Source organism: Chitinivorax sp. B (assembly GCF_005503445.1).
GTDB lineage: Bacteria > Pseudomonadota > Gammaproteobacteria > Burkholderiales > SCOH01 > Chitinivorax.
In genome coordinates, this window is the sequence record NZ_SCOH01000026.1 from 47,046 (window position 1) to 69,869 (window position 22,824).

At 53.3% G+C, this 22,824-nt stretch carries 18 protein-coding genes; 15 read left to right on the top strand and 3 right to left on the bottom strand.

Annotated elements, in window-relative coordinates:
* Positions 1-61: 61 nt before the first annotated feature.
* From FFS57_RS15885 to FFS57_RS15930, 10 genes are all read left to right on the top strand, one after another.
* On the top strand, positions 62-1,348 hold the full coding sequence (locus FFS57_RS15885) for a DUF1615 domain-containing protein (RefSeq protein ID WP_137938791.1): 1,287 nt from the start codon (positions 62-64) through the stop codon (positions 1,346-1,348).
* A 252-nt stretch (positions 1,349-1,600) separates the two neighbouring features.
* Positions 1,601-2,176 (top strand): glycine zipper 2TM domain-containing protein, encoded by a 576-nt coding sequence (locus FFS57_RS15890; protein WP_137938792.1) that lies wholly within the window; start codon positions 1,601-1,603, stop codon positions 2,174-2,176.
* A 317-nt stretch (positions 2,177-2,493) separates the two neighbouring features.
* Positions 2,494-3,423, top strand: coding sequence for a sulfate adenylyltransferase subunit CysD (gene cysD / locus FFS57_RS15895; RefSeq protein WP_137938824.1), 930 nt, complete (start codon positions 2,494-2,496; stop codon positions 3,421-3,423).
* Entirely contained in the window at positions 3,423-4,856 is a 1,434-nt protein-coding gene (gene cysN / locus FFS57_RS15900) for a sulfate adenylyltransferase subunit CysN (protein ID WP_137938793.1), read from the top strand. Before cysD ends, cysN begins: the two co-directional genes overlap by 1 nt.
* Before the next feature lie 107 nt (positions 4,857-4,963).
* Positions 4,964-5,170, top strand: a complete 207-nt coding sequence (locus FFS57_RS15905; protein WP_137938825.1) for a type II toxin-antitoxin system VapB family antitoxin — start codon at positions 4,964-4,966, stop codon at positions 5,168-5,170.
* A 258-nt stretch (positions 5,171-5,428) separates the two neighbouring features.
* On the top strand, positions 5,429-6,103 hold the full coding sequence (locus tag FFS57_RS15910; RefSeq protein WP_137938794.1) for a hypothetical protein: 675 nt from the start codon (positions 5,429-5,431) through the stop codon (positions 6,101-6,103).
* A gap of 139 nt (positions 6,104-6,242) precedes the next feature.
* Entirely contained in the window at positions 6,243-7,838 is a 1,596-nt protein-coding gene (locus FFS57_RS15915; protein WP_137938795.1) for a DUF6119 family protein, read from the top strand.
* Positions 7,839-8,055: 217 nt separating this feature from the next.
* Positions 8,056-9,114, top strand: coding sequence for an IS701 family transposase (locus tag FFS57_RS15920; RefSeq protein WP_137938796.1), 1,059 nt, complete (start codon positions 8,056-8,058; stop codon positions 9,112-9,114).
* Positions 9,115-9,197: 83 nt separating this feature from the next.
* Positions 9,198-11,903, top strand: coding sequence for a polysaccharide deacetylase family protein (locus tag FFS57_RS15925; RefSeq protein ID WP_137938797.1), 2,706 nt, complete (start codon positions 9,198-9,200; stop codon positions 11,901-11,903).
* Positions 11,904-12,078: 175 nt separating this feature from the next.
* A complete protein-coding gene (locus FFS57_RS15930; RefSeq protein ID WP_137938798.1) occupies positions 12,079-12,480 on the top strand; it encodes a hypothetical protein in 402 nt (133 codons plus the stop codon).
* 8 nt (positions 12,481-12,488) lie between these two features.
* On the opposite strand, the gene FFS57_RS15935 is transcribed toward FFS57_RS15930, so the two are convergent.
* From FFS57_RS15935 to mpl, 3 genes are all read right to left on the bottom strand, one after another.
* On the bottom strand, positions 12,489-13,334 hold the full coding sequence (locus FFS57_RS15935) for a PhzF family phenazine biosynthesis protein (protein ID WP_137938799.1): 846 nt from the start codon (positions 13,332-13,334) through the stop codon (positions 12,489-12,491).
* Between the two features lie 8 nt (positions 13,335-13,342).
* Positions 13,343-14,179: a PhzF family phenazine biosynthesis protein gene (locus tag FFS57_RS15940; RefSeq protein WP_137938800.1), complete on the bottom strand. Its 837-nt coding sequence runs from the start codon at positions 14,177-14,179 to the stop codon at positions 13,343-13,345.
* A gap of 469 nt (positions 14,180-14,648) precedes the next feature.
* A complete protein-coding gene (gene mpl, locus FFS57_RS15945; protein ID WP_137938801.1) occupies positions 14,649-16,028 on the bottom strand; it encodes a UDP-N-acetylmuramate:L-alanyl-gamma-D-glutamyl-meso-diaminopimelate ligase in 1,380 nt (459 codons plus the stop codon).
* 601 nt (positions 16,029-16,629) lie between these two features.
* On the opposite strand from mpl, the gene FFS57_RS15950 reads away from it, so the two are divergent.
* The 5 genes from FFS57_RS15950 to FFS57_RS15970 all read left to right on the top strand — a co-directional run bounded on the left by FFS57_RS15950 (position 16,630) and on the right by FFS57_RS15970 (position 22,824).
* Positions 16,630-17,172, top strand: coding sequence for a hypothetical protein (locus tag FFS57_RS15950; RefSeq protein ID WP_137938802.1), 543 nt, complete (start codon positions 16,630-16,632; stop codon positions 17,170-17,172).
* On the top strand, positions 17,169-17,624 hold the full coding sequence (locus tag FFS57_RS15955; protein ID WP_171013993.1) for a GGDEF domain-containing protein: 456 nt from the start codon (positions 17,169-17,171) through the stop codon (positions 17,622-17,624). The genes FFS57_RS15950 and FFS57_RS15955 overlap by 4 nt, the downstream gene beginning before the upstream one ends.
* Complete coding sequence (locus FFS57_RS15960) at positions 17,621-18,607, top strand: CobW family GTP-binding protein (RefSeq protein WP_137938804.1); 987 nt, start codon at positions 17,621-17,623, stop codon at positions 18,605-18,607. Before FFS57_RS15955 ends, FFS57_RS15960 begins: the two co-directional genes overlap by 4 nt.
* A gap of 192 nt (positions 18,608-18,799) precedes the next feature.
* On the top strand, positions 18,800-21,685 hold the full coding sequence (locus tag FFS57_RS15965; protein ID WP_137938805.1) for a type VI secretion system Vgr family protein: 2,886 nt from the start codon (positions 18,800-18,802) through the stop codon (positions 21,683-21,685).
* Positions 21,682-22,824, top strand: coding sequence for a hypothetical protein (locus tag FFS57_RS15970; protein WP_137938806.1), 1,143 nt, complete (start codon positions 21,682-21,684; stop codon positions 22,822-22,824). The genes FFS57_RS15965 and FFS57_RS15970 overlap by 4 nt, the downstream gene beginning before the upstream one ends.

The following is a 22,824-nucleotide window of genomic DNA, read 5'->3' on the forward strand; positions in this document are numbered from 1 at the left end:
CCAGGTTAATTACCGACACCATGGCCGGGCATGCTCCGGCCATTTGCTATTGAATCCTCCCATGCCCTACCGCAAGACCCGTCTTGGCACGCTGTTCGGTCTGTTGACCCTCGGCGGCTGTGCCACCGCACCCATGTCACCCGCGCCCATTGTGGATGGTCAAACCATCGGCACCACCATACCCGTGGTGACACCGGAAGTTGCAACCACACCGCCACCGGCAGCGACCAGCACGCCTTTCGCCACACCTGAGCCACTACCACCGGCTGCCGCAGTACCACCAGCACCGGTGCCATCGGTACCGAAAGCATTGACTGCAGAACAGGAACGGCAAGGGCGGGTGCTGCTGGATGCCTTGTTGCCAAAGAAGATGAAGGATCGCTCAGGCTGGGCCAGCGATATTTTCAATGCCTTCACCGCCTTGAAAATCCCATACACGCCAGAATACTTCTGCTCTGCCTTGGCGGTGATCGAGCAGGAATCCACCTGGCAAAGCGACCCAGTGGTGCCAGGGCTGGATAAAATGGTCTGGAAGCAGATGGAAGACCGTGCTGGCAAATATGGCATACCGGCGTTTGCCATACAGGCAGCCATGTTGAAAACATCGCCGGATGGTCGCAGTTATCAAGCCAGAATCAACGCGTTGAAAACCGAAACGCAAATGAATCAGCTGTTTGAGGACATGGCCAGCGAAGTCACCCGGCTGGGCCTGCCCATGCCGATGAAAAACCCGATTCGTACCGGTGGCCCCATGCAAGTCAGCGTGGATTTCGCGGAAGGGCACGCCAGCGTCTGGCCCTATCCCTACCCAGTCAAAAGCAATATCCGGCACGAGGTATTCAGCCGACGTGGTGGCGTGTACTTTGGCATTGCAGTATTGCTGCATTACCGCACCAATTACCCAGCCATGATCTATCGCTTTGCCGATTACAACGCCGGCCGCTTCTCCAGCCGCAATGCCGCATTTCAGGCAGCTGTCGGCAAGCTCAGTGGTGACAAACTGTCGCTGGATGGCGATCTGTTGCGCTATGAGAACGGACGCCCCGCGAGCAGCGTAAGTGAAACTGAACAGGCATTGCGTGAACTGCTGCCCAAGTTGAAGTTATCGACATCGGACATCCGCCGTGACCTGTCTCAGGAAAAGTCCCTGCAATTCGAACAAACTCCGCTGTACCGCAAGGTGTATGAATTGGCTGACCAGAAAGCGGGCCACCATCTGCCACGTGAAGCCATGCCCCAAATCAAACTCAACAGCCCCAAGATCACCCGCAAACTGACCACGGAATGGTTTGCCAAGCGGGTGGACGGCCGCTACCAGACTTGTCTGCAACGCATACCCAATAGCTAGCCTGTCGGACTTGAGGCTGATCTGCTGCGCCAGTGGGAGAAACAGCCCGTTTTTGCCCATTTTCTCGTTGCATAGGCCCACTATGCGCCTCGAAAACGGGCCAATCCGGCCTCGTTTTCCCACTCGGCTCGCGACGATCGCTCAAGCCCGACAGGCTGCTAGAACCCGATTCATTCGTCATTCAGCGATACGGCGGATAATGCAAATCATGAATGGCACGCAGACCGTGCCGATAACACGGAGAGAAACATCATGAACAAGTCGATGATGATCGGGATTCTGGTAGGGGCTGCTGGCGTCGTCGGTGGTGGCGCATTTGCAGGCTATCAATATATGAAAGGGCCGGAATACGCTGATGTGATCAGCGCGCTGCCGGTAAAGGAAACCATCAAGACCCCGGTACAGACCTGCCGTGATGTTACCGTGACCCATCGCCGTGCAGTCAAGGACAACAACCAGATCACCGGTACCGTACTGGGTGGCGTGGTAGGTGGCGTACTAGGCCACCAGGTTGGTAGTGGCCGCGGCAATACGGTTGCAACTGTTGCCGGAGCAGTGGCTGGCGGCTATGCAGGTAATCGCATCCAGAAGAACATGCAGGATGGCGACACCTACACCACCACACAGCAACGCTGCAAAACCACTACCAAATCGGAAGAAAAGCTGGTCGGTTATGACGTGAAATATCGCCTGGGTGAAGCCGTCGGCGCCTTGCGTCTGGATTACGACCCAGGCCCACGGATTCCGGTGAAGGATGGTCAGCTGCTGTTGGCACAAGCCCCTGCTGCCACCGCCCCCACACAGATGCCGGTAACCATCAGCAAATAACCCTCTGATTCAACCAAGGTTCAAACCCGCTGCGGCGTAAGCTTCAGCGGGTTTTTCTTTGAGCTGGGGTCCACCGTGCTATCACCCTTCCACCAATTCTCTTTCCCCTTATTCCCACCACCATATTTCACGCTGGACGGGCAACCCATCCACTATGATCAAGCTTGAAAAACCGGAAAAAACTCACCCGGTTTGGTCATAAACATATGCAAAACCAGTCTTTGTTTGCACCGCCCCATCCGTTAAAGTGGCGGACTGGATAAAAGCCTGCGCGCACCGCGCAGTTGATGCCACCCTGTTCCGGTTATCTGTCACGCATGATCACGCTAAACGAAAAGAGGCTGACTCACCTCAAGCAGTTGGAAGCCGAGTCGATCCACATCATCCGCGAAGTCGCAGCCGAATTCGAAAACCCGGTCATGTTGTATTCGATCGGCAAGGATTCCGCCGTGATGTTGCATCTGGCATTGAAAGCCTTCTACCCCGGCAAGCCACCGTTTCCATTGATGCATGTCGACACCACCTGGAAATTCCAGGACATGATCAAATTCCGTGACCACATGGCGAAGAAGCATGACTGGAAACTGATCGTCCATGTGAATGAAGAAGGCGTGAAAGCAGGCATCAACCCGTTCACAGCCGGCAGTGCCAAGCACACCGACGTCATGAAGACAGAAGGCTTGAAGCAGGCATTGAACAAATACAAGTTCGACGCGGCTTTTGGTGGTGCCCGCCGTGATGAAGAAAAGTCCCGCGCCAAGGAACGTGTCTATTCATTCCGTGACAAAAACCACCGTTGGGACCCGAAAAACCAGCGGCCGGAACTGTGGAACATCTACAACTCCAAAATCGACAAAGGCGAAAGCATTCGCGTGTTCCCGCTGTCGAACTGGACCGAGCTCGACATCTGGCAGTACATCTTCCTGGAAAACATCGAAATCGTTCCGTTGTACTTCTCGGCAGAACGCCCAGTGATCGAACGGGACGGTACGCTGATCATGATCGATGATGACCGTATCCTGCAGTATTTGAGCGATGAAGAAAAAGCCCGCATCCAAACCAAATCGGTGCGTTTCCGCACGCTGGGCTGTTATCCGTTGACCGGTGCCGTGGAATCCACTGCAGCAACCCTGCCGGAAATCATTCAGGAAATGCTATTGACCAAAACCTCGGAACGCCAAGGCCGAGTCATCGACCACGATTCAGCTGGCTCGATGGAGAAGAAAAAAATGGAGGGTTACTTCTGATGTCGCACCAATCCGACCTCATCGCCGACGATATCCTGGCATACCTGAAACAACACGAGAACAAAGACCTGCTGCGCTTCATCACCTGTGGCAACGTCGACGACGGCAAATCCACCCTGATTGGCCGCCTGCTGCACGATTCCAAACTGATCTTCGAAGACCAGCTAGCCGCCATTCAGCGCGATTCGCAAAAGTACAACACCACCGATGACGACATCGATCTGGCATTGCTGGTGGACGGCTTACAGGCAGAACGCGAACAGGGCATTACCATTGATGTAGCGTATCGTTACTTCTCCACCGACAAGCGCAAGTTCATCATTGCCGATTGTCCGGGGCATGAACAATACACCCGCAATATGGCCACCGGTGCCTCCACCAGCAACTTGGCCATCATCCTGATCGATGCCCGCCGTGGCGTGCAAACCCAAACCCGCCGCCACAGCTACATCGTCAGCTTGCTTGGCATCAAGCATGTCATCGTCGCCATCAACAAGATGGACTTGGTGGACTTCGACGAGGCCGTATTCAACCGCATCCGCGATGAATACCTGCAGTTTGCCGAACAACTGGCCATACCGGACATCCATTTCGTCCCCCTGTCAGCTTTGAAAGGCGACAACGTGGTGTCGGCATCGGCCAGAGCACCTTGGTATCAAGGCCCCACCTTGATGGCATTGCTGGAGAGCATTGAAGTCAACCAAGACGTGCACCTGAACTCGTTCCGCCTGCCCGTGCAATACGTCAACCGGCCCAATCTGGATTTCCGTGGCTTCTGTGGCACCGTCGCAGCCGGTGAAATTCACCCAGGTGATGCAGTCGTTGCGTTGCCGTCTGGCAAATCCAGCAAAGTAAAAGCCGTGGTCACCGCAGATGGCGACCTGCCACGGGCGTTTGCCGGCCAGGCGATCACCCTCACATTGGAAGACGAAATCGACATCTCGCGTGGCGACATGATCGTCAAAGCCAACGAAACGCAACCGAACGTATCGAATGCATTCGACGCCCACATTGTGTGGATGAATGAAACACCATTACAGGCCGGCAAGGAATATGCCTTCAAGCTGGCGGGAAAACAGGTATTCGGCCGGGTCGAGCGGATCTTGCACCGCATCGACGTCAACACCTTAACCGAATCGGACGCCGAACAGCTGGCCCTCAACGAAATCGGCCTGTGCCGCATCGCCGTGAACGCTTCCGTAGTATTCGACCCCTACCGCGAAAGCCGCAGCACCGGCAGCCTGATCATCATCGACCGCCTGAGCAACGCCACCGCCGGCGCCGGCATGATCAGCGCCGCCGCCACGGCACAAGCCGCCTCTGCCGACTTGGACGAACTCAGCCGCTTGCGCGCATTTGAAGTCGAGCTGAATGCCTTGGTTAGAAAGTACTTTCCTGGCTGGGAGGCCAAAGACATCAGCAAACTGCGCTGAACCACCCTGCCCGTTGAACTTGGGTTGACGGGCAGGTTTTTCTCCTGCAACACCATCCCATCCAGGCAGACTACCCATCTCCCCAATCCGCAATGACAGGGCCGAGCATTCAAATCACCATCACCATTGATGATGCACTGTACGAACAAGCACTGGAATTAGCTGGCCCTGCCATGGACAAAGCGGATCTCATTCAAGCAGCCCTAAAGACTTTCATTCACATACAAACCGCCAAGCGCCTTGCTGCCTTGGGCGGGACGATGCCGACCATGCAAGCCATTAAGCGCCGTGACGAGCCATCAGATGCCGCATGAATGACTGATTGACTCCGTCCGCCAAACACACGCCATCTTCCCATTCAATCAGCGCACCAGTTTCACCCACGAAAGATACTTGCCTGTTTGGCGATATATTTTCGGAAGGTTTAGTATTTCATTCATATACATAGCAATGGCACGCCCCAAGACTTGCTCTTGATTCATCATGTTCCACGGCAGTAGTGGCGCGAACAGGTTCTACCCGACTTTGCCTGTGCCTCAGTCAACCTTTAGCTTGATTGAAAGGAAATCCAAATGCCTGCTCTATCTGCTGCTGATCTGCTTTTGCTACAAGGTATTCCGCCAGGACAAACCCGCACCGTTAACGGTGCGGCAAGGAATGAAGCTTGTAGAAATTTCGCACTGACGGGGGGCATTACCAACGGTGGTGACTGGGTAGCTTACCAATTTGGCCTCGTCAACCTGGGGCGTGGTGACGACAACCCATTGGTAGCCGCCATTCGTGCCGAGGGGGGAGATCAAGCCGTGGATCAACTGGTGCAGAACTCACGCGATCAAGTAGCAGGCTACTGGGACAGGCGCTGGAGTGACCGCCAAAGAACCAAACTAGGGCAGGGCGGCAAATACACTATTCAATACATCACCGAAAAGATCATTCGCCGCGCCGTCGAACGGTGCGGGCTGACCATCGAAAACGGCCATGCGCCCAACTACTATTTATGTATGCACTGGCCGACTGATGACGGTGTCGCAGAAGAACATTGGTGGTTAGAGGTATATGGCTACACCGTAGAGATCATTCCAAGCTGGCACGACTTGAAAATCTACTCCCCCCGTTCCGCAGACCCTGGTCACTATTCACAGGTACGTGTGCCGCTACGCAGTCTGCATCAACGACATCTAAACCGAATTCATCATGTGTTGGCGAATGGGCAATATGTCGCCACGCCGGTTGGGGGGTGGAGTTGAGCATATTTATTGAAATCTACTTGCCAAAGTAGAAAGCTGGCTCATTACCTACGGCAGCTTGCAAGAATTGATTTTTTGCGAAAATACTAGAAATATATTTCTAATTCATGTTTTAAAACTCTAAATAACTGGAAAAGTAATGAGCAACACTTACAATATCTATAAAGTGAAGTACAGCAAATTTGATCAGCTTAAAGAAAAATTAATTTCTGTAGGGCTTAAAGAGCAAAAAACAAATCGCACAGAGAAATATTCTATGACATTTTACTTCTCAGAAAATACACAAGGAAATAAAATTTGGTGGTGGGACACATATAGGGAATTTTTTAATGATAATGTACCAGAGCCAAGAAATATTTTTCAATATGGTATATTAATTTGCCAAAACAATGCTAATCAAGAAAAGTTATATGCAATTAGCTTAGGAAAGTCTCATTTTTACCTTTCAAAATTTATACAACCTGATTTTGGAATCGACTTGGCTACGCGCATAGCTGAAGAGAGGACTATGCTTCTCAAAAAGAGTAGATATTTTTTTGGAACGAAAAGGCAAGATATATCTTCCTACCAAAATTTTCAGCCAGGAAATTATGAGCCAGGTGAATCGGTGGATCACTTAAAACTGAAGGCCTCCGAAAAGGAAGTATGGGGAAATAGAAATATTATTTTTGCTGACTCTATCCAGATGGATGTAGATAAAAAACCAAACTATTTGGTAGACATCTTAGACAGAATCGACGCCAGCATTGCCCAGAAAGAAGTTATCAATCTCCCAAAACTTGAACCTGTGAAAGATGACTTAGCTAAAGAGCTAGATAGGATTCTTCTAGACTCTATTAAGGATATGAATGTCAATGTAAAAATAGAAGAATTTTATGTATATGGCGTGGCAATTTGTTTTAGCTTCCATGACTATAGTTATCGCCTATCCTACAAGAAATCCAATGCAGAAAAGTTATATAGTAAAGATATCAATAATCAAATTCTGGCAAGTGATATCATGGAATTTATTAGCCAACATCAAGACATAGATGATGTTAACTCAATTCGAATTCAGTTCAGAAATGACGATGCTGGGCGTTTTACAAAAAGCCTTAAGGAGGTAATTGATTTTCCAGTTGATTATGATGGCTATCATTATTTTCTAAAAAATGGAGAATGGTACAAATTTAATCAAACCTTCATGGATTACCTAAAGAAATCACTCGATAGCATTGAAACTAATCACAGAGAGGATTTAAATGAGCCTGATTACCTTGCATGGAAAGATGATAAAGAGAATAAAATAGCAGCTGGCGAACAATTCGAAAATAAACTGACTTACCGTGAAGCCTATTTCAATGAAAAACAATGCAATGATTACGGGTATGATATTCTTGATAGGAAATTAAGTTATATTCCTGCCGTAGAAAAAGGAAAGCCAAAATACAGAGTTGAAATGGCTGATTTATTTAGAGATGGGGAGATAATATCAGTTAAGATATCCGAAGAGACTCATCAACTAATATACAATATAGAACAATCTAAAGATGCCATTCAGCTTATAAAGAAACGAGCTGTAGACTTCAATGAAAAGCTAACCACAGCCTCACTATGGTTCATTCTTGAGCGCGACATAGGTAAAATAACAGATATTAATTCTATCCAATTCCTAATGGCTATTGAATCATGGCAGAAGCTAGTAAGAAATTTCGGCCTTGAGCCTAAAATATATATCTCAAAGCATAGAAAGTAATAATTTAGCTAAATAGCAGTTAAACTCGATGAAAGGTGAGACTGATTCTGCTGCAAAACTAAATGCTACATCTGTTGATAATACATCATACTCACATCCGATTTTGACATAGTGATTTTCCGACATGCTCGCCATCTTTGTAGGTGCAACCAAACGCCTCAGACAAACATCAACCTCTTAACTGATGTTACGCAGCCCAATCTGATAGGCTTGCCGAATGAAAAAAGCCGAACTTGATTTATACACAGATTATTTGCTGAGCACGTTTGGCGCGGCGACTGCGACGGGACTATCGGCGATGGTTGAAGGCGAGGTGAGCCACGACAGGATCACGCGGTTTTTATCGGAGCAGGATTACACGTCGCGGGACTTGTGGCAGCAGGTCAAATCGACGGTGAGGCTGGTTGAGCGTGCGGATGGCGTGTTGATTTTCGACGACACGATTCAGGAGAAGGCCTGGACCGATGAGAGCGAGTTGATGTGCTGGCACTACGACCATTGCAGCGGCCGCAACGTCAAAGGGATCAACCTGCTCAATGCGCTGTACCACTGCAAGGGGACCTCCATTCCTGTGGCCTTCGAATTGGTGAAAAAGCCGTTTCAATACTGCGACTTGAAGACCCGGCAGGTCAAACGCAAAGGCGAGGTGACGAAAAACGAGATGATGCGCCAGATGATCGACACCTGTATTCGCAACGCCTTGAAATTCCGCTTCGTGCTGATGGACAGTTGGTTTTCCTCAGAGGAGAACTTCAATTTCATTACCGGCAAGGGCAAGCATTTCATTGCCGCGCTCAAGGACAACAGGCTGGTGGCATTGTCCGAAGAAGACAGGGAAAAGAAGCGTTTCGTACGAGTAGATGAGCTTGATTTTCCAGAACAAACCGCAGTGCAAGGCTGGCTCAAGGGGTATGCGAAAGCAGTCCTTCTCGTCCGCCAGGTCTTTACAAACAAGGACGGTAGCACGGGGATATTGCATCTGGTTTGCAGTGACTTGACTTGCGACTATGACGCCATCACCACGACCTACAAAAAACGGTGGCAAGTGGAGGTGTTTCACAAATCCTTGAAGTCCAATGCCAACCTGGCAAAGTCGCCCACACGGACGGTACGAACCCAAAGCAACCACATCTTCATGTCAATTTGCGCCGCCTTCAAGCTCGAATGCCTGAGCATCAAAAGCATGCTCAATCCCTTTGCGCTTTGTCGCAAGCTCCTCATCAACGCATCGCGATCCGCCTATGCCGAACTTCAGCTATTCCGGGCGGCCGCGTAACATCAGCTCTTAACAAACTCCCCCACCCACATGCCATCACGCTAAAATAACGGGTTTCCATCACCCGCTTGCTGTTGTCGCTCATGCCATCCAAACGTTTTATTGCTATTGCTTCGGCCCTTGCAGTGTCTACTGCTGTAGGGGGTTATTGGTTTGCCAAACGGACGCCAGCACCAGGGGCTGCGCCGGTTGAAGCAGTGCCGACCACAGCGGAGACAGGTGGGCAAGCGATGGATGTGGCACCGATTCAGTCGGGATTGAAAGCGGTGTTGGCCAGCCACCGTAAGATCATTGTGTTGTTGGCGGATGAGAAAAGCCTGAATGAGCAGGAGCGTAATGCAGCCAATAGCGTGGGGCAGGCGTTGTTTCATGACAAGCTTGCCACGATCAATTCATTGGAGGGGCTGCTGACTGGCTTGGTTGGCGCCAGCAACCCTGGTCGATTTGCGGCCATTGGCAATTTGTTGGATTACGTTGAATCGGACAGTTCGTTGTTCGATGCCGACCGGCTGGCTTTCCGCGAGGTGCTACGCATTTTGCAGCAGGCGATCTCCAAGGATGGATCGCTGCAGGCGATCAAGTTGCACAAGCGGATTGGTGAGGATCTGGATGCGCTGACGGAGATTGAGCACACCTATGAGAAGGAGATGGGCCAGATCTTCAGCCGGTTTGAGCAACGGGCCATTGTGCTGAAGCGCGAGCGTTGGGATGACTATGTCACCAAATTGAAGGGTGAGTATTCCCGCGAGCAGATTTTGAAGGATTACGGGGTGGTGATGCCTTACCCACAGCCCAAAGCAGCCCCGGCGGGTGAAGAGATTTTTGGCAAGGAGCTGCCGTCCAAAACCATCGCGCTGACCTTTGACGATGGCCCGCATCGCCAATACACCGAAGAGATCATGGCGATTTTGAAGCAATATGGCGTGCCGGCGGTGTTCTTTCAGGTGGGCAAAAATATCGGTCAAGTCGGGGCGGATGGCCAACCCAAGTTGGGCCGCACGGCAGAGGTCAGCCGCAAGCTGATGCAGGCTGGCTATGTGTTGGCCAACCATAGTTTCTCGCACGCGCAGTTGTCGAAAGAAAAAGGCGATGCGCTGAAGGCAGAGATCTTGAACACGGATTCACTGTTGAAAGCGGTGGATGAAAAACGCTCGCCTTTATTCCGTTTCCCATACGGTGCACGGAATAGCGAAGGCTTGGCCACGTTGGCCGATGCCAAGCTGAAGTCGGTGATGTGGAACATCGATTCACTGGACTGGGCCGACCCGGTACCCACCTCGATTGCGGACCGCGTCTTGCGCACGGTGGATAAGGAAGGGCGGGGGATTGTGCTGTTCCATGACATCCACGAGCGCACCCTGAAAGCCTTGCCACTGGTATTGGACCAGCTGATTGCCGAGGGCTATCAATTCGCCCAGTGGGATGGCGAAGGGTTCTCGATCGCCAAGGCTGCACAGGAAGCGCCGGCGACCAAGGCCACGATCACGACCGGCTATGAGAACTCCTGGGCGATTGTGGTGGGGATCAACGAATACAGCAAATGGCCGAAGCTTCAGTATGCGGTACGCGATGCGCAGGCAATGCGCCAGACATTGATCGACAAGTTTGGCTTCGCATCCGAACGGGTCATCTCGCTGACCAATCAAGAGGCCACCCGTAACGGCATTCTGGCCGCCTTTCATGATAAGTTGAGCCACGGCGGGGTGCAGAAAAACGACCGGATCTTCGTGTTCTTTGCCGGCCACGGCGCCACCCGTAAGCTGACTTCTGGCCGTGATCTGGGCTACATCATCCCAGTGGATGCCGACCCGAACCAACTGGCGACCGATGCTATCCCGATGACGGAGATTCAGAACATTGCGGAAAGCTTGACCGCCAAGCACGTGTTGTTCGTGATGGATGCGTGCTACAGCGGCCTGGGTTTGACGCGTGGCGCGGGGTCCAACGCGTTTCTGCGCGAAAACGCCAAACGCGTCGGCCGGCAGATGCTGACCGCTGGTGGTGCCGACCAGATGGTGGCGGATGGTGGCCCCAATGGTCATTCCGTGTTTACCTGGACGGTGTTGCAAGGCTTGGCAGGTAAGGCGGACTTGAATGGCGATGGCCTGATCACCGCGACCGAGCTGGCGGCCTACACCGCACCCACCGTGGCGAATGTATCGCAACAGACACCGGCATTTGGCAGCCTGCCCGGCTCGGAAGGTGGCGATTTTGTGTTTGAACTGCCGGCAGAGACGGAGTTTTTGAATGCGGACACCCGCCAGTTGTCTGGCGACGCGATTGCGATGAACACCAAGCTGGAAGCGCAAATACCTGTCCCGGCAGCAACCAAAGCCACTTCAGAACCGAAGAAAGCGGAACCGGTGGTAGTGAAGGATCTGCAAGGCAACGAGCAGAAAATCGTGCCGCCACCCGCTGCATCCCTGTCCATACGCCAACAGGCACAACGTGCCAATGATCGTGGCTTGCAGTTGTTCAAGGAAAAACGGTATACCGAAGCAGAAACCCAATTTACCGAAGCCCTGAAACTGCGCCCGGACTTTGCCTTGGCCGCCAATAACCTGGGTTATGTGTATTACAAACAGGATAAATTTGCCGAAGCGGCCCGCTGGTTCGAAAACACGGTGAAGATGGACCCATCCCGTGCCGTTGCCTACCTGAACCTGGGTGATGCCTACACCAGGGCCAATGATACTGACAAGGCAGGTAAAGCTTACCGTACCTATCTGGCTCTGCTGCCTAACGGGCCTGCAGCGGCGTATGTAAAGCAGCAGTTGGAAAAGAACTGATCTTGTTGACCCTGCCGGGTTGCGCCATATCAAAACAAGGTGCAACCCGGTATGCTGAAATATCGGCACCGATAATCACACCGCCAGCACCACAAGACGGGTAGCACGTTCCACCACACAACTCATGACAATCAATCGGGTGCCTCAACGCCCATTCATTCAGGGAGTGTTGTCGATGCGAAAATTGATGGGATTGCTGCTGGCCAGTGGCTTGTGCCTGCCAACCAATGCGATGGAACCCGTGCCCGATGCGGAACTGGCAAATCGTACCGGCCAAGTACCCCCACCGGGTGCCGACCCGCAGTTGATGCGCGATATTCAAGGTCTGCGCGACATCCTGAAGGACGTCATTGCGGCTGATGTCTCCATCAATGGCCAACCAGGCAAATTGTCTGATCTGATCAAAGTGGATACCGTCGACGGCAAGCTACATTATGTCTGGAACCCCGCAGTCCAAAGCTTTCGGCTGGACAACATCCGTGTTGGTGGCAAGCCGGGCAATGCCTCATTCGGTGCGGTACAAGTGGATGGGATCAATGTACAAATGGATGCCTGGGTACATCAGCGAGACAAGTGACCACGCGGCTACAGCACCATCTCCCCTGCCCCGAGGTATGCTACCCGACCACCGACATAGATATGGCGTGCTTGGTCGACCTCCAACCGGATGGTGCTAAGGCGGTTGATGGTGTGTCCTTGGCGGATATCCAGCCGGATTGGACGCGGCACGCCATTGGCCAGCAGCCACCCCCCCAGATTGGCACACGCTGAACCGGTGCCATGGTCTTCAATCAAACTACCACGATCGGTATGGAAGAAACGGACGCTGACCAGTGCCTCATCCCGATACCACACATACACAGCAGCGTGCCCACTTCGATTGGCTGCAAACTGTTCCAGCACATGGGCCTTGGGTGCACAACGCATGACTGCGTCGCGATTTGCCAACGGGATGATCAATTGTTCAGCCCCAGTACTGACGAACAACGCCGTCCCGGCAATATCACGCACATGCAGGCCCAAAATGGTCGCCAGCTGTACCGGCGTCAGGTTGCAGGCACGATAGGTAGGTGTTTTGGCCTGAAAAGTCCAGATTTCGTTTTCATACCAGACGGGGATGACGCCAATATTGGTTTCCAACGCCACACGCTGGTTTACCTGCTGGCGGATCACATTCAACACATGGGCCGTCCCCAACGTGGGGTGCCCACCAAACAATGTCTCTGTAGTGGCATTGAAAATCCGGATACGGGCATCAGCCTGTTGTGTAGGCGGCAAGACAAACGCCACCTCCGGTAGATTGAATTGGCGTGCCACCGCTTGCATGGTGGCGTCATCCAGCCCTTGCGCGTCTTCGAATACTGCCAGTGGATTGCCGGATAGCGGCGTTTCTGCAAATACGTTGACCAAGTGGAAACGGTAGTTTGTCATGGTCGGGCCTATATCCTGATCTCGCCAGCGCCCTGGCGCATGACTCGGCCACCGACAAACACGCGGCCTTGTTCGTCCACTTCCAGATAGATACGACAAGGCCGGCCGATTTGCTCACCCTGAACAATCACTGTCCGGGTCGGAACCTGCTTGTGGGCATATAACCAGCCCCCCAGGTTAGCTGCGGCCGAGCCGGTACCTGGGTCTTCAATCATCATGCCATTGACGATGGCGAAAAAGCGGGCCGTAATCTGTTCGCGGTCGCGATGCCACACATACAATTTGGCGAGACCAGCCCGGTTCACTGCATGTTGCAGCATTTCATCCGGCCGAGGCTGACAACGTGCCACCGCCTCACGGCTGCCAACGCGAATCAACAACTGCTCATTGCCCGAATCCACAAAAAAGGAATTCGCTTTCAGATCTGTCACGGGCAACGATAGCATCTGGGCCAGCTGGGTAATCGATGCCGTAGGACGGCGCAAGGTGGCAGCCCGCACCTGCAAGGACCATCGGCCATCACGAAACCACATGGGCACAATTGCAGCCCGCGTTTCCAGCGTCATCAAATCCAGACCGCCATTCAGCTGGCTGACCACCTCTGCAGAACCCAGCACAGGATGGCCAGCAAACGGCAGCTCGCCCCCTGGTGTAAAAATACGTACCTTGGCATGCGCCTTGTCACTGTGCTGAATGAACGTTGTTTCGGATAGATTCATCTGTTGTGCCAACGCCAGCATCAGCTCATCGCTCATTTCGTAAGCGTACTCGAACACCGCCAATGCGTTGCCCGTCAATGGTGCTTCAGCGAATACGTTTACGATATGGTAACGGTAAGTCAACATAGGTCGACTGTGTTCCTTCAACTCAAACGACTGAGATCAAATGATTTAATTACGCGGCCAAAGCATGCTTTGACATAGGTGGGGGTGAATCACGCAGGAACTGCAAGGCACCTCGAAAAACCTCATTGTTGTCGTCATATCACGTTGCTCATGAAAAATACGTCCCGACATACCCATTGTATGTGGCATCAGCGCTGTTCACTTAAGCTTTGTCCTGACTGATAACGATTGGATGGCGAAGCACCCACGAGACGACCGACGGCAAACACGCATCTTGTATGCGTTGTAGTCGTCGCCGAATCGGGCTTCCAGTGCTATTTCCTCAAGCGGTAGCTGATAGCAGCCGAGATACGTCACTGCCGGTAGTCACCAGCCCCCTCAAACAAAGGCACAGCCAACTGTCACGCCGGTGACAGTGGCCGCAGCCTTGTCGCTGTCCGTCTGCAATAAAGGAACATGCTATGTCTTATCAACCTGCACGGTCTTTCAGCGCGGCCAACAGTTTACTGTGCACGCCACCAAAACCGCCGTTACTCATCACCAGCACATGATCCCCAGGACGAGCCACCGCCACAACTGCAGTCACCAGGGCATCCAGCTCATCAAAAGTAGCGGCTCGTGCCCCCATCGGAGCCAGTGCCGATGCCACATCCCACCCCAGATTGGCCCCGTAACAGAAGGTCATGTCTGCATCGCGTAAGCTGGCCGGTAGCTGGTCTTTCATGGTGCCTAACTTCATGGTGTTGGAGCGTGGCTCCAACACCGCCAGAATGCGGGCTGCACCCACCTTGCGACGTAGACCGGCAACCGTGGTATCAATCGCAGTTGGGTGGTGAGCAAAATCATCATAAACCGTGACACCATCTTCAACACCCCGTACTTCCATGCGTCGTTTCACGTTCTGAAACTGCGCCAATGCAGCAATGCCCTGCTCCACTGGAACACCCACATGGCGAGCAGCAGCCAGCGCAGCCAAGGCATTGAGCTGGTTATGCTCTCCCAACAACGCCCACTGTAATCGCCCCTGTAACCGGCCATCCAGCATCACATCAAACCCGTCATCATAAGCGGTACCAATCTGCCAACCCTGTTGGCCACCAAAGCGCTCTGTCGGCGTCCAGCATCCTCGCTGCAACACACGATCCAGGCTCGCTTCCTTGCCATTGGCTACAATCAACCCTTGACCAGGAATTGTACGAACCAGATGGTGGAATTGGGTTTCAATGGCCTGCAGATCCGGGAAGATATCGGCATGGTCGTATTCCAGGTTGTTCAGGATGGCGGTACGCGGGTGGTAGTGAACAAACTTCGAGCGCTTGTCGAAAAAGGCCGTATCGTACTCGTCCGCCTCAATCACGAAGAAAGGGCTGCGGCCGCCCGGCTCTTGCACTGGCTCACCCGGCAAACGTGCCGACAGGCCAAAGTTTTGCGGAATGCCACCAATCAGGAACCCTGGCGCAAAGCCGGCATATTCCAAGATCCACGCCAACATAGAAGAAGTCGTGGTTTTGCCATGTGTGCCGGCAACTGCCAGTACCCATTTGTCCTGCAATACCTGCTCTGCCAACCATTGCGGACCGGAGATATACGGCAACCCACGGTTCAGAATAGCTTCCATTAACGGATTGCCACGTGTCACCACGTTACCGATGACGAATACATCCGGGTTCAAGTCCAATTGCGACGCATCAAACCCTTGAATCAGCTCGATACCTTGCGCTTCAAGTTGGGTGCTCATCGGTGGATACACATTGGCATCACACCCGGTGACCCGAAAACCGGCTTGTTTGGCAATGACGGCTATGCCGCCCATGAACGTACCGCAAATACCTAGAATATGGATATGCATGAGACCAACTGGCATGAATGCCGGGCAAGGCAAGGTTGAGCATGTTGAATGTGATTCGAATCACAGCATCATGACTCAACCATGTACGCGCCCGACGGGTGAGCAACAATGTCCAGGCTTTGTTGACAGTAAACGGGCCGAATCGTTTTCAGGGGCAAAAACCCAACGAACCCACCCGGATTGCGTACCATTAGCAAAGCTCAGCGAAGCGGTTCTGGTTAAACGTATGGCAAGTCTGCGCAACACCACCAGAAGGGTTTGTTAATGGTACTAAGAACCTGTTCAAAGTCTGTGATGAGCAGCCACCAGCAGGATGATGCGCAGCGCAAAAACCGGCGTGTCTGTGTGATACACGAGGATTTTGAGCCGCACATGCGCCCCGATCGTGGTCGCGCAAAAAGACCTTGAACAGGTTCTAAATGCAACAAAGCTTAATTATCCGGTATCCGCCGCGCCAAGCAAAGCACGCCGATTGATCTGACATGACTGTTTTGCTTCATACGCAGGCCTTTGCCTATAATCTCTGGGCAGGCAGGTTGCCTCAACTGGGCTTTGACCTGCAGCCTCCTACCACGTTCAGAGCCCGTAGTAATGCGACTTCATGTGGCAAACCAACCACGTTACGACGCTCAACCTAACTCTGCCCATGGCCTCCAGACTCAGCTCACCTGCCGATATCGCCTGCATGGTCCTCAAACGCTTAGCCGACCTGGGTTTGCCACCTACACCGCAAAACCATGCCAAGTTCTACAACGATATTGCTGGTATCACCCAGACTGCCGGCAAGCCCGACGCTACGTCCAGTGACCTGCAACTGGTAGCCAAGGTACGGCATGTAGTGGAAGATGCTGCCGACTCCACTGGCAATCTGGCAGATCTGATCCGCAATCACAACGACGGCATCAAGACATCACTGGACACATTGCAACAACCCCAAGACACCCCCGAAGTGGTGCGCCTGCTGCAATCCATCATCCGTACAGCATCCAGCATGCACCACACGGTTGAAGACAGTCATGGCAATCTGTGCCAACTCACCACGGCGCTTCATCTGATGCGTGATGATATTGCTGCCAGTCGCCACGCACTGGAACACAATCCATTGACTGGGCACAAAATCACCAAGGATTGGATTTGCTTTTGAATCGAGAGGTTACCAAGTGCCAACAGAACAACAGCAGATTGACCATTGCATTGATTGATCTCGACTTCTTCAAACACATCAATGACAAGTTCGGCCATACCATAGGGGATAAGGTACTGATTCATGTCAGCAACATCACCAAGGCGGTGCTGCGTAATCACGATATTCTGGTACGTTATGGGGGTGAGGAATTTCTCGTGTTGCTCCCGGATACCGATTTAAACGGTGCTCAATACCTGCTGGAAAGATTGCATCAGGTGTTCCGCAACAATGCCATGTTGAGCGAAGGTAAACGCATCGAAATCAGTTTCAGCACGGGGTTGGCCCAATTGGGTGCAGGTGAAAATGGTCATGCGTTGATCCTGCGTGCGGATCAGGCGATGTACGCCGCCAAAAGCGCAGGCCGCAATACAGTTGTCATCGCACCAGATCAAGCTTCTACAACAGGATGACCCAATCTGCCACCAACAAACGTATTCCAGTCAATCTGATCACCGGTTTTCTGGGTAGCGGCAAAACCACGCTGATCCGCCATTTACTGCACCAGTGTCCCCCTGATGAACACTGGGCAGTACTGGTCAACGAATTTGGCAAGATAGGTATTGACGGTGCACTGCTGGCCCAACCGGGCATCAGCATCAAGCAGGTTCCTGGCGGTTGCATCTGCTGTGTCAGCAGCCCAATGTTCCGTACTGGATTGAACAACCTGATTCGGCAGGCCAAACCTGATCGTATTCTGATTGAACCTTCCGGGCTTGCCCATCCGGCCGCGATACAAACCATGCTGCAAGATGCCAGCTATCGTCAAACGTTACAATTGGGCGCCACATTGGCATTAATCGACCCCACCAGCCTACGAGATGGACGCATCTACCATCATCCCTTGTTAAAAGATCAACTGAATGCCGCTGATTTCATCATTGCCAGCAAAACAGACCAAGCCACTGAAGATGACTGGATCGTTTTGCAGCACTACTTGGCAACAATGCAACCACCACGGCAAATCAGCACAGCCATTCAACACGGTCGACTGGATATAGTCTGGCTGGACAAACCTGGCAATCTGCCTTTTCCCCGCCCAGCACCATCAAGCCCTCACCGACCAACCATTGCCCCAGCCCCCCAAAAGGCAGGTTATGGCATGCACCACCAGCGCAGTGCAGATGGTATCGCGCTTGGCTGGCGCTGGCCGCCCGCAAGACAGTTTGACCTTTCGACCATGCTTGCCTGGCTCGACACCCAGTTCGCCCTCGGCTGTCTGCGTGCCAAAGGCATTCTTCATACCAACGAAGGTTGGATTGCTATCAACCACACAGCACGAGAACGCCATCAAACCACCAGTGAATGGCAACAAGACAGCAGGTTGGAGCTCATCTATCCTCCGGATCATTCAATCGACATCGAACAGCTTGAAACTACATTGGCGCAGATATAAAGGCATCAAACCATCTCTTCTGCATACTGGTGAAATGCCTCGATTACATTTTCCCCTCAACTCCACGGTATTCAGTACTTTGCAACAACCGATCCACCGACCAACTGCTTGATCCAGTGGATCATCCAACTTGCATTTCGCCCATTCGATCATCACAATACGACAATTAAATATTTAGTTTCCATTATCCCTATGTCGTTCTCCTTGCCCGCCATCGGCAGCCTGGTCAGCCCGTTGCTGACCGCTGAACTCGACACCCTCCACCAGTTGCTCTCCCGCCCCGAACTCTCCCAACATGCCCGCCTGATCCGCATCGAGGGCACCCCGATGCCGGTGGTGGTGGAGCGCTTCGTGTGCTGGGAAGGCGTCAATCAGCTGGGGCGGATCGAAGTGGATGTGCTGATCGACCAGCTGCTGATCAAGCCAGCAGACTGGTTGGGGCAAGAACTGACCTTGACGCTGATGGACGCCAGCGGCCAGCCTCATGCCCGACATGGCTGTGTGGGCAGCCTGCACGAACTGGGCAACGATGGCGGGGTGGGACGGTTGCGGCTGACCCTGTACCCCTGGTTCGCCTGGCTGGCCTCCCGTCACGATTGCTGGCTGTTCCAGAACAAAACCGTGTTGGACATCGTAGGCGAGGTGTTGAAGGACTACCCCTGCGCCAACTGGCAGGCCAGTGTCAGTCAACCGTTACGCACCCGCAGCCTGTGCGTGCAGTATCAGGAAAGTGACTATGCCTTCCTCAGCCGCCTACTGGCCGATGAAGGATTGAGTTTCCACTTTGAACACGCCGCCGATAGCAGCAGCGAGCGTGCCTCAGCACAGACTGCCCAATCACCTGCCTCGCAGTGCAGCTTACGCATCACCGATCAGCACGCCGATTGGCCAGACTGTACCGCCTCCCCCCTTCGCTTCGGTCGCGTTGCCGCAACGTTGGCAGATGACCGCTTCACCCGATTTGAAGCCACCCAACGTGTCGCGCCGGCCAGTGTCGTGGTCAGCAGCTGGGATTATGATCAATTGCATGCGCCTGTAGGGCAAGCCGAGGCCACCCTCCTTGCCGGGCAGCAACCACTGCTACAGGATTACGATGGCAGTGGTGCCTACCGGTTTGACGATGCCGACCATGCCCAACGCATCGCCCAACTGCGCCAACTTACCCATGCAGCACGCGCCCAGGCGCTGACTGGCGAAGGGGCAGTACGGGCATTGCGCCCCGGTCAGCAGTTCGAATTGATTGAGCATGCCACCTTGAACGGCCGGTATCGGGTTCTGGAAATCATCCATGAAGGGGCCAACAACCTGAACACCGGCCTGCGTGAACTATTCAGCAGCACCGGTGTTGAACGGGGCAGTTACCGCCATCAACTGGTGTGCCTGCCCGCCACCCTGCCGGCCATGCCCGCACCGTTACCCAAACCCACCGCCTATCTGCAATCTGCCATCGTGGTCGGGGTGGCGGATGACACCCTGACCTCAGATCGCGAACACCGCGTCAAACTGCAATTCCCCTGGCAGCGTGGTGAACGTGCCCTGGCCGGTGGTCTGGCCCACCCGGCAGGCAACAATGCCCCCAAGAACGAACAGGCCATCACTTGGGTGCGGGTGGCCGAATGGTTGGCCGGCCCCAATTGGGGGAGTCAATTTACCCCGAGAATGGGTGATGAAGTGATGGTCGACTTCATCGAAGGCGATCCCGACCGGCCGGTGATCATTGGCAGTCTGTATAACGAACAGGATCTGCCGCCATTCAGTGCCGGGGTCGACGCCAGTGCCAACCATCCGGGTACGCTGTCCGGTTATCACAGCCGTAATCTGTCTGGCAGTGGCTATAACCGCTGGGTGCTGGACGACACCCCCGGCCAGCTGCGGACCCAACTCGCCAGCAGTCAGCTTGCCAGTGAGCTCAACCTCGGCTACCTGATTCAGCAACCCGCCCATAGCGGGTGGCGTGGTGCCTACCGTGGCAGTGGCTTCGAACTGCGCACCGATGGTTGGGGGACCTTGCGTGGTCATCAAGGTATCCTGCTCAGCACCCATGCCCGACCCCAAGCCGGCAGCACGCAGTTGGACACCGCCGAAACCCAAGCCACCCTGACCGCCACCGAGACCTTGCTCAAGCAATTGGATCAAACCGCAACCACCCATCACGCACTGCCGTTGACCAGTCGCACCAGTACCGAGCGACTGCACCAACAACTCGGCCACTACGTGGGTGCCGTTAATGGCCAGCCGGCCCAGCAACCCAGCGATACCGATCCGTCAGGCCGGCAGCTCCAAGACCCGGTGGCAACCTTCACCGCGCCCATCACGGTACTGGCCACCCCCACCAGCCTGGTGCAGACCACCGCCGCCAGTCAGCTGACGTTCGCCGGCCAGGATCTGCAGGCGATCTCCCACGGCGAGCAACACCTCACGGCCCATCAGACCCTTGGGGTGACCGCCGGCAGCACTGCCAGCCTGTTCACCCACCATGGTGGCATGAAGGTGATTGCCGCCAAGGCCCCGGTCAGTATCCAGGCCCATGACGACACCCTGCACCTGGTATCGGAACAAGCTCTGACCCTCACCAGCAGTCAGGATGAAATCCGCATCCTGGCGCAGGAGCAGGTGACGTTGTTTGGTGGCGGCGCGGAGATCGAGCTCAAAGGCGGCGACATCACCTTCAAGGCCCGCGGTAAGTTTGAGGTCAAGGCGGCGTCGGTGGTGTTTGATGGGCCGGGGCGCGAAATACCTCTGTTGGGTACGCTGCCGTTTGACAAGGAAAAAATTAAAGACTGGATCGAAATCGAGCGTAAATATGCCGATGGCGATCCCGTGCAGGGGGCAAAATTTACTGTCACTTATGCCGACGGCACCCAAAAATCCGGGAGATTGAATACAGAAGGTTTCGCTCATATCGACGACGTCCCGAAGCGGGGCGATGTTCAGATCACGATTGGGGAAGATGCTAGGCCATGGGTCATCAACGACGATGCCAAAGACGAAAACATAGACAACCCCGCTTACAAACAGAAAGTCACGCCAGAACAAGCAATTGAGCTTTACAAGAAAGTGTTTGGAAATCAATCATGAGTACCATGTCAAACGATTCTCCGCTGGACTGGCTATTGGGTGTTATCGCAGGTGACTTCAACGATGACCCAACGACGGCTCAAGTGATCGTAGGCTCAATCATTACAGCCATTCCCTTTGTCGACCAACTGGCAGATATTCGGGACATCGTTGCCAATATCAAAAAAGTGAACGATGACAGTAATGACTCCTGGGCATGGGTGGCTTTGGTCATCACGCTGATCGGGCTGATCCCAACCTTTGGGAGTCTACTCAAAGGAGTGTTGAAGCTACTGGTACGGGGTATCAAAAAAGGCGGCCGATACCTTGATGAGGCACTCGATTTGATCCTTGCGTTAGTGCGCGGTAGCGGCAAGGGGGATCCCGTACGATACCTCAAGAGCATTCCCTGGGAGACGTTCGGCCGCCAAGCGCTTGAACGATACGTCGGGATCATTAATGCCATCAAGACCGCTGTATTGGACTTACAGCATCGATGGCTGGCCAAGCAATTGATCGGCTCGGAAAAGCTGGCCAAAATCGCCTCGCAACTGGACATGTTGAAGCGACAGGGATACGACCAGATTCCTAAGACCATGCGATTCCTGAAAGCGGAATTGGATAAACTGCTCGCGAGAGCCAAGCCCGCTGAGATAGCGGGCCAGACTGAGACCAAAAACGCGCTGAAGCATAGCGAGAAGCCTTTATTGCGATTGGAATATGAAATCGCCAGCAAGCGCATGGTCGACAAGATCGATGAAATGAAAAAGGCAGGCAAGTCAGATGCAGAAATTGCTGATTTTGCCGTCAAAGAGAGGCGACGGTTACAGATTGCCACCCGGAAAGAAGGGGATCCCGACCTAGCTAATTTGATCGCCGCACGCAATAAGAAAGTTTACAATGACCCAGAGGGAATCAATGCCAAACGCGCTGCGGATGGTCGCTGGCAATATGAACAGATGGTAAAAGGTACTGAGCACAATCCTAAATACGAGATCAAGTATAAAACTGATGAAGAAATGATTTCTGGAGCCATGCGATCTGGCGGAGATGATTTCCCATGGGAAAAGGTACTGGAACTGGGCAGAGCCAGAAAATCTGGGGACGTGATAAGAACAAAAGAATTGGTAAATGAAATCAAGAAAATCATGAGACTCTAA

Excerpts from the sequence above, each read along its gene's own strand:
- FFS57_RS15935 (WP_137938799.1), bottom strand. The coding sequence starts at position 13,334 with ATGACAAACTACCGTTTCCACTTGGTCAACGTATTTGCAGAAACGCCG.
- FFS57_RS15940 (WP_137938800.1), bottom strand. The coding sequence starts at position 14,179 with ATGTTGACTTACCGTTACCATATCGTAAACGTATTCGCTGAAGCACCA.
- FFS57_RS15910 (WP_137938794.1), top strand. The coding sequence starts at position 5,429 with ATGCCTGCTCTATCTGCTGCTGATCTGCTTTTGCTACAAGGTATTCCG.
- FFS57_RS15950 (WP_137938802.1), top strand. The coding sequence starts at position 16,630 with ATGTGGCAAACCAACCACGTTACGACGCTCAACCTAACTCTGCCCATG.
- mpl (WP_137938801.1), bottom strand. The coding sequence starts at position 16,028 with ATGCATATCCATATTCTAGGTATTTGCGGTACGTTCATGGGCGGCATA.
- FFS57_RS15925 (WP_137938797.1), top strand. The coding sequence starts at position 9,198 with ATGCCATCCAAACGTTTTATTGCTATTGCTTCGGCCCTTGCAGTGTCT.
- cysD (WP_137938824.1), top strand. The coding sequence starts at position 2,494 with ATGATCACGCTAAACGAAAAGAGGCTGACTCACCTCAAGCAGTTGGAA.
- FFS57_RS15890 (WP_137938792.1), top strand. The coding sequence starts at position 1,601 with ATGAACAAGTCGATGATGATCGGGATTCTGGTAGGGGCTGCTGGCGTC.
- FFS57_RS15965 (WP_137938805.1), top strand. The coding sequence starts at position 18,800 with ATGTCGTTCTCCTTGCCCGCCATCGGCAGCCTGGTCAGCCCGTTGCTG.
- FFS57_RS15970 (WP_137938806.1), top strand. The coding sequence starts at position 21,682 with ATGAGTACCATGTCAAACGATTCTCCGCTGGACTGGCTATTGGGTGTT.
- FFS57_RS15930 (WP_137938798.1), top strand. The coding sequence starts at position 12,079 with ATGCGAAAATTGATGGGATTGCTGCTGGCCAGTGGCTTGTGCCTGCCA.
- cysN (WP_137938793.1), top strand. The coding sequence starts at position 3,423 with ATGTCGCACCAATCCGACCTCATCGCCGACGATATCCTGGCATACCTG.
- FFS57_RS15885 (WP_137938791.1), top strand. The coding sequence starts at position 62 with ATGCCCTACCGCAAGACCCGTCTTGGCACGCTGTTCGGTCTGTTGACC.
- FFS57_RS15960 (WP_137938804.1), top strand. The coding sequence starts at position 17,621 with ATGACCCAATCTGCCACCAACAAACGTATTCCAGTCAATCTGATCACC.
- FFS57_RS15915 (WP_137938795.1), top strand. The coding sequence starts at position 6,243 with ATGAGCAACACTTACAATATCTATAAAGTGAAGTACAGCAAATTTGAT.
- FFS57_RS15920 (WP_137938796.1), top strand. The coding sequence starts at position 8,056 with ATGAAAAAAGCCGAACTTGATTTATACACAGATTATTTGCTGAGCACG.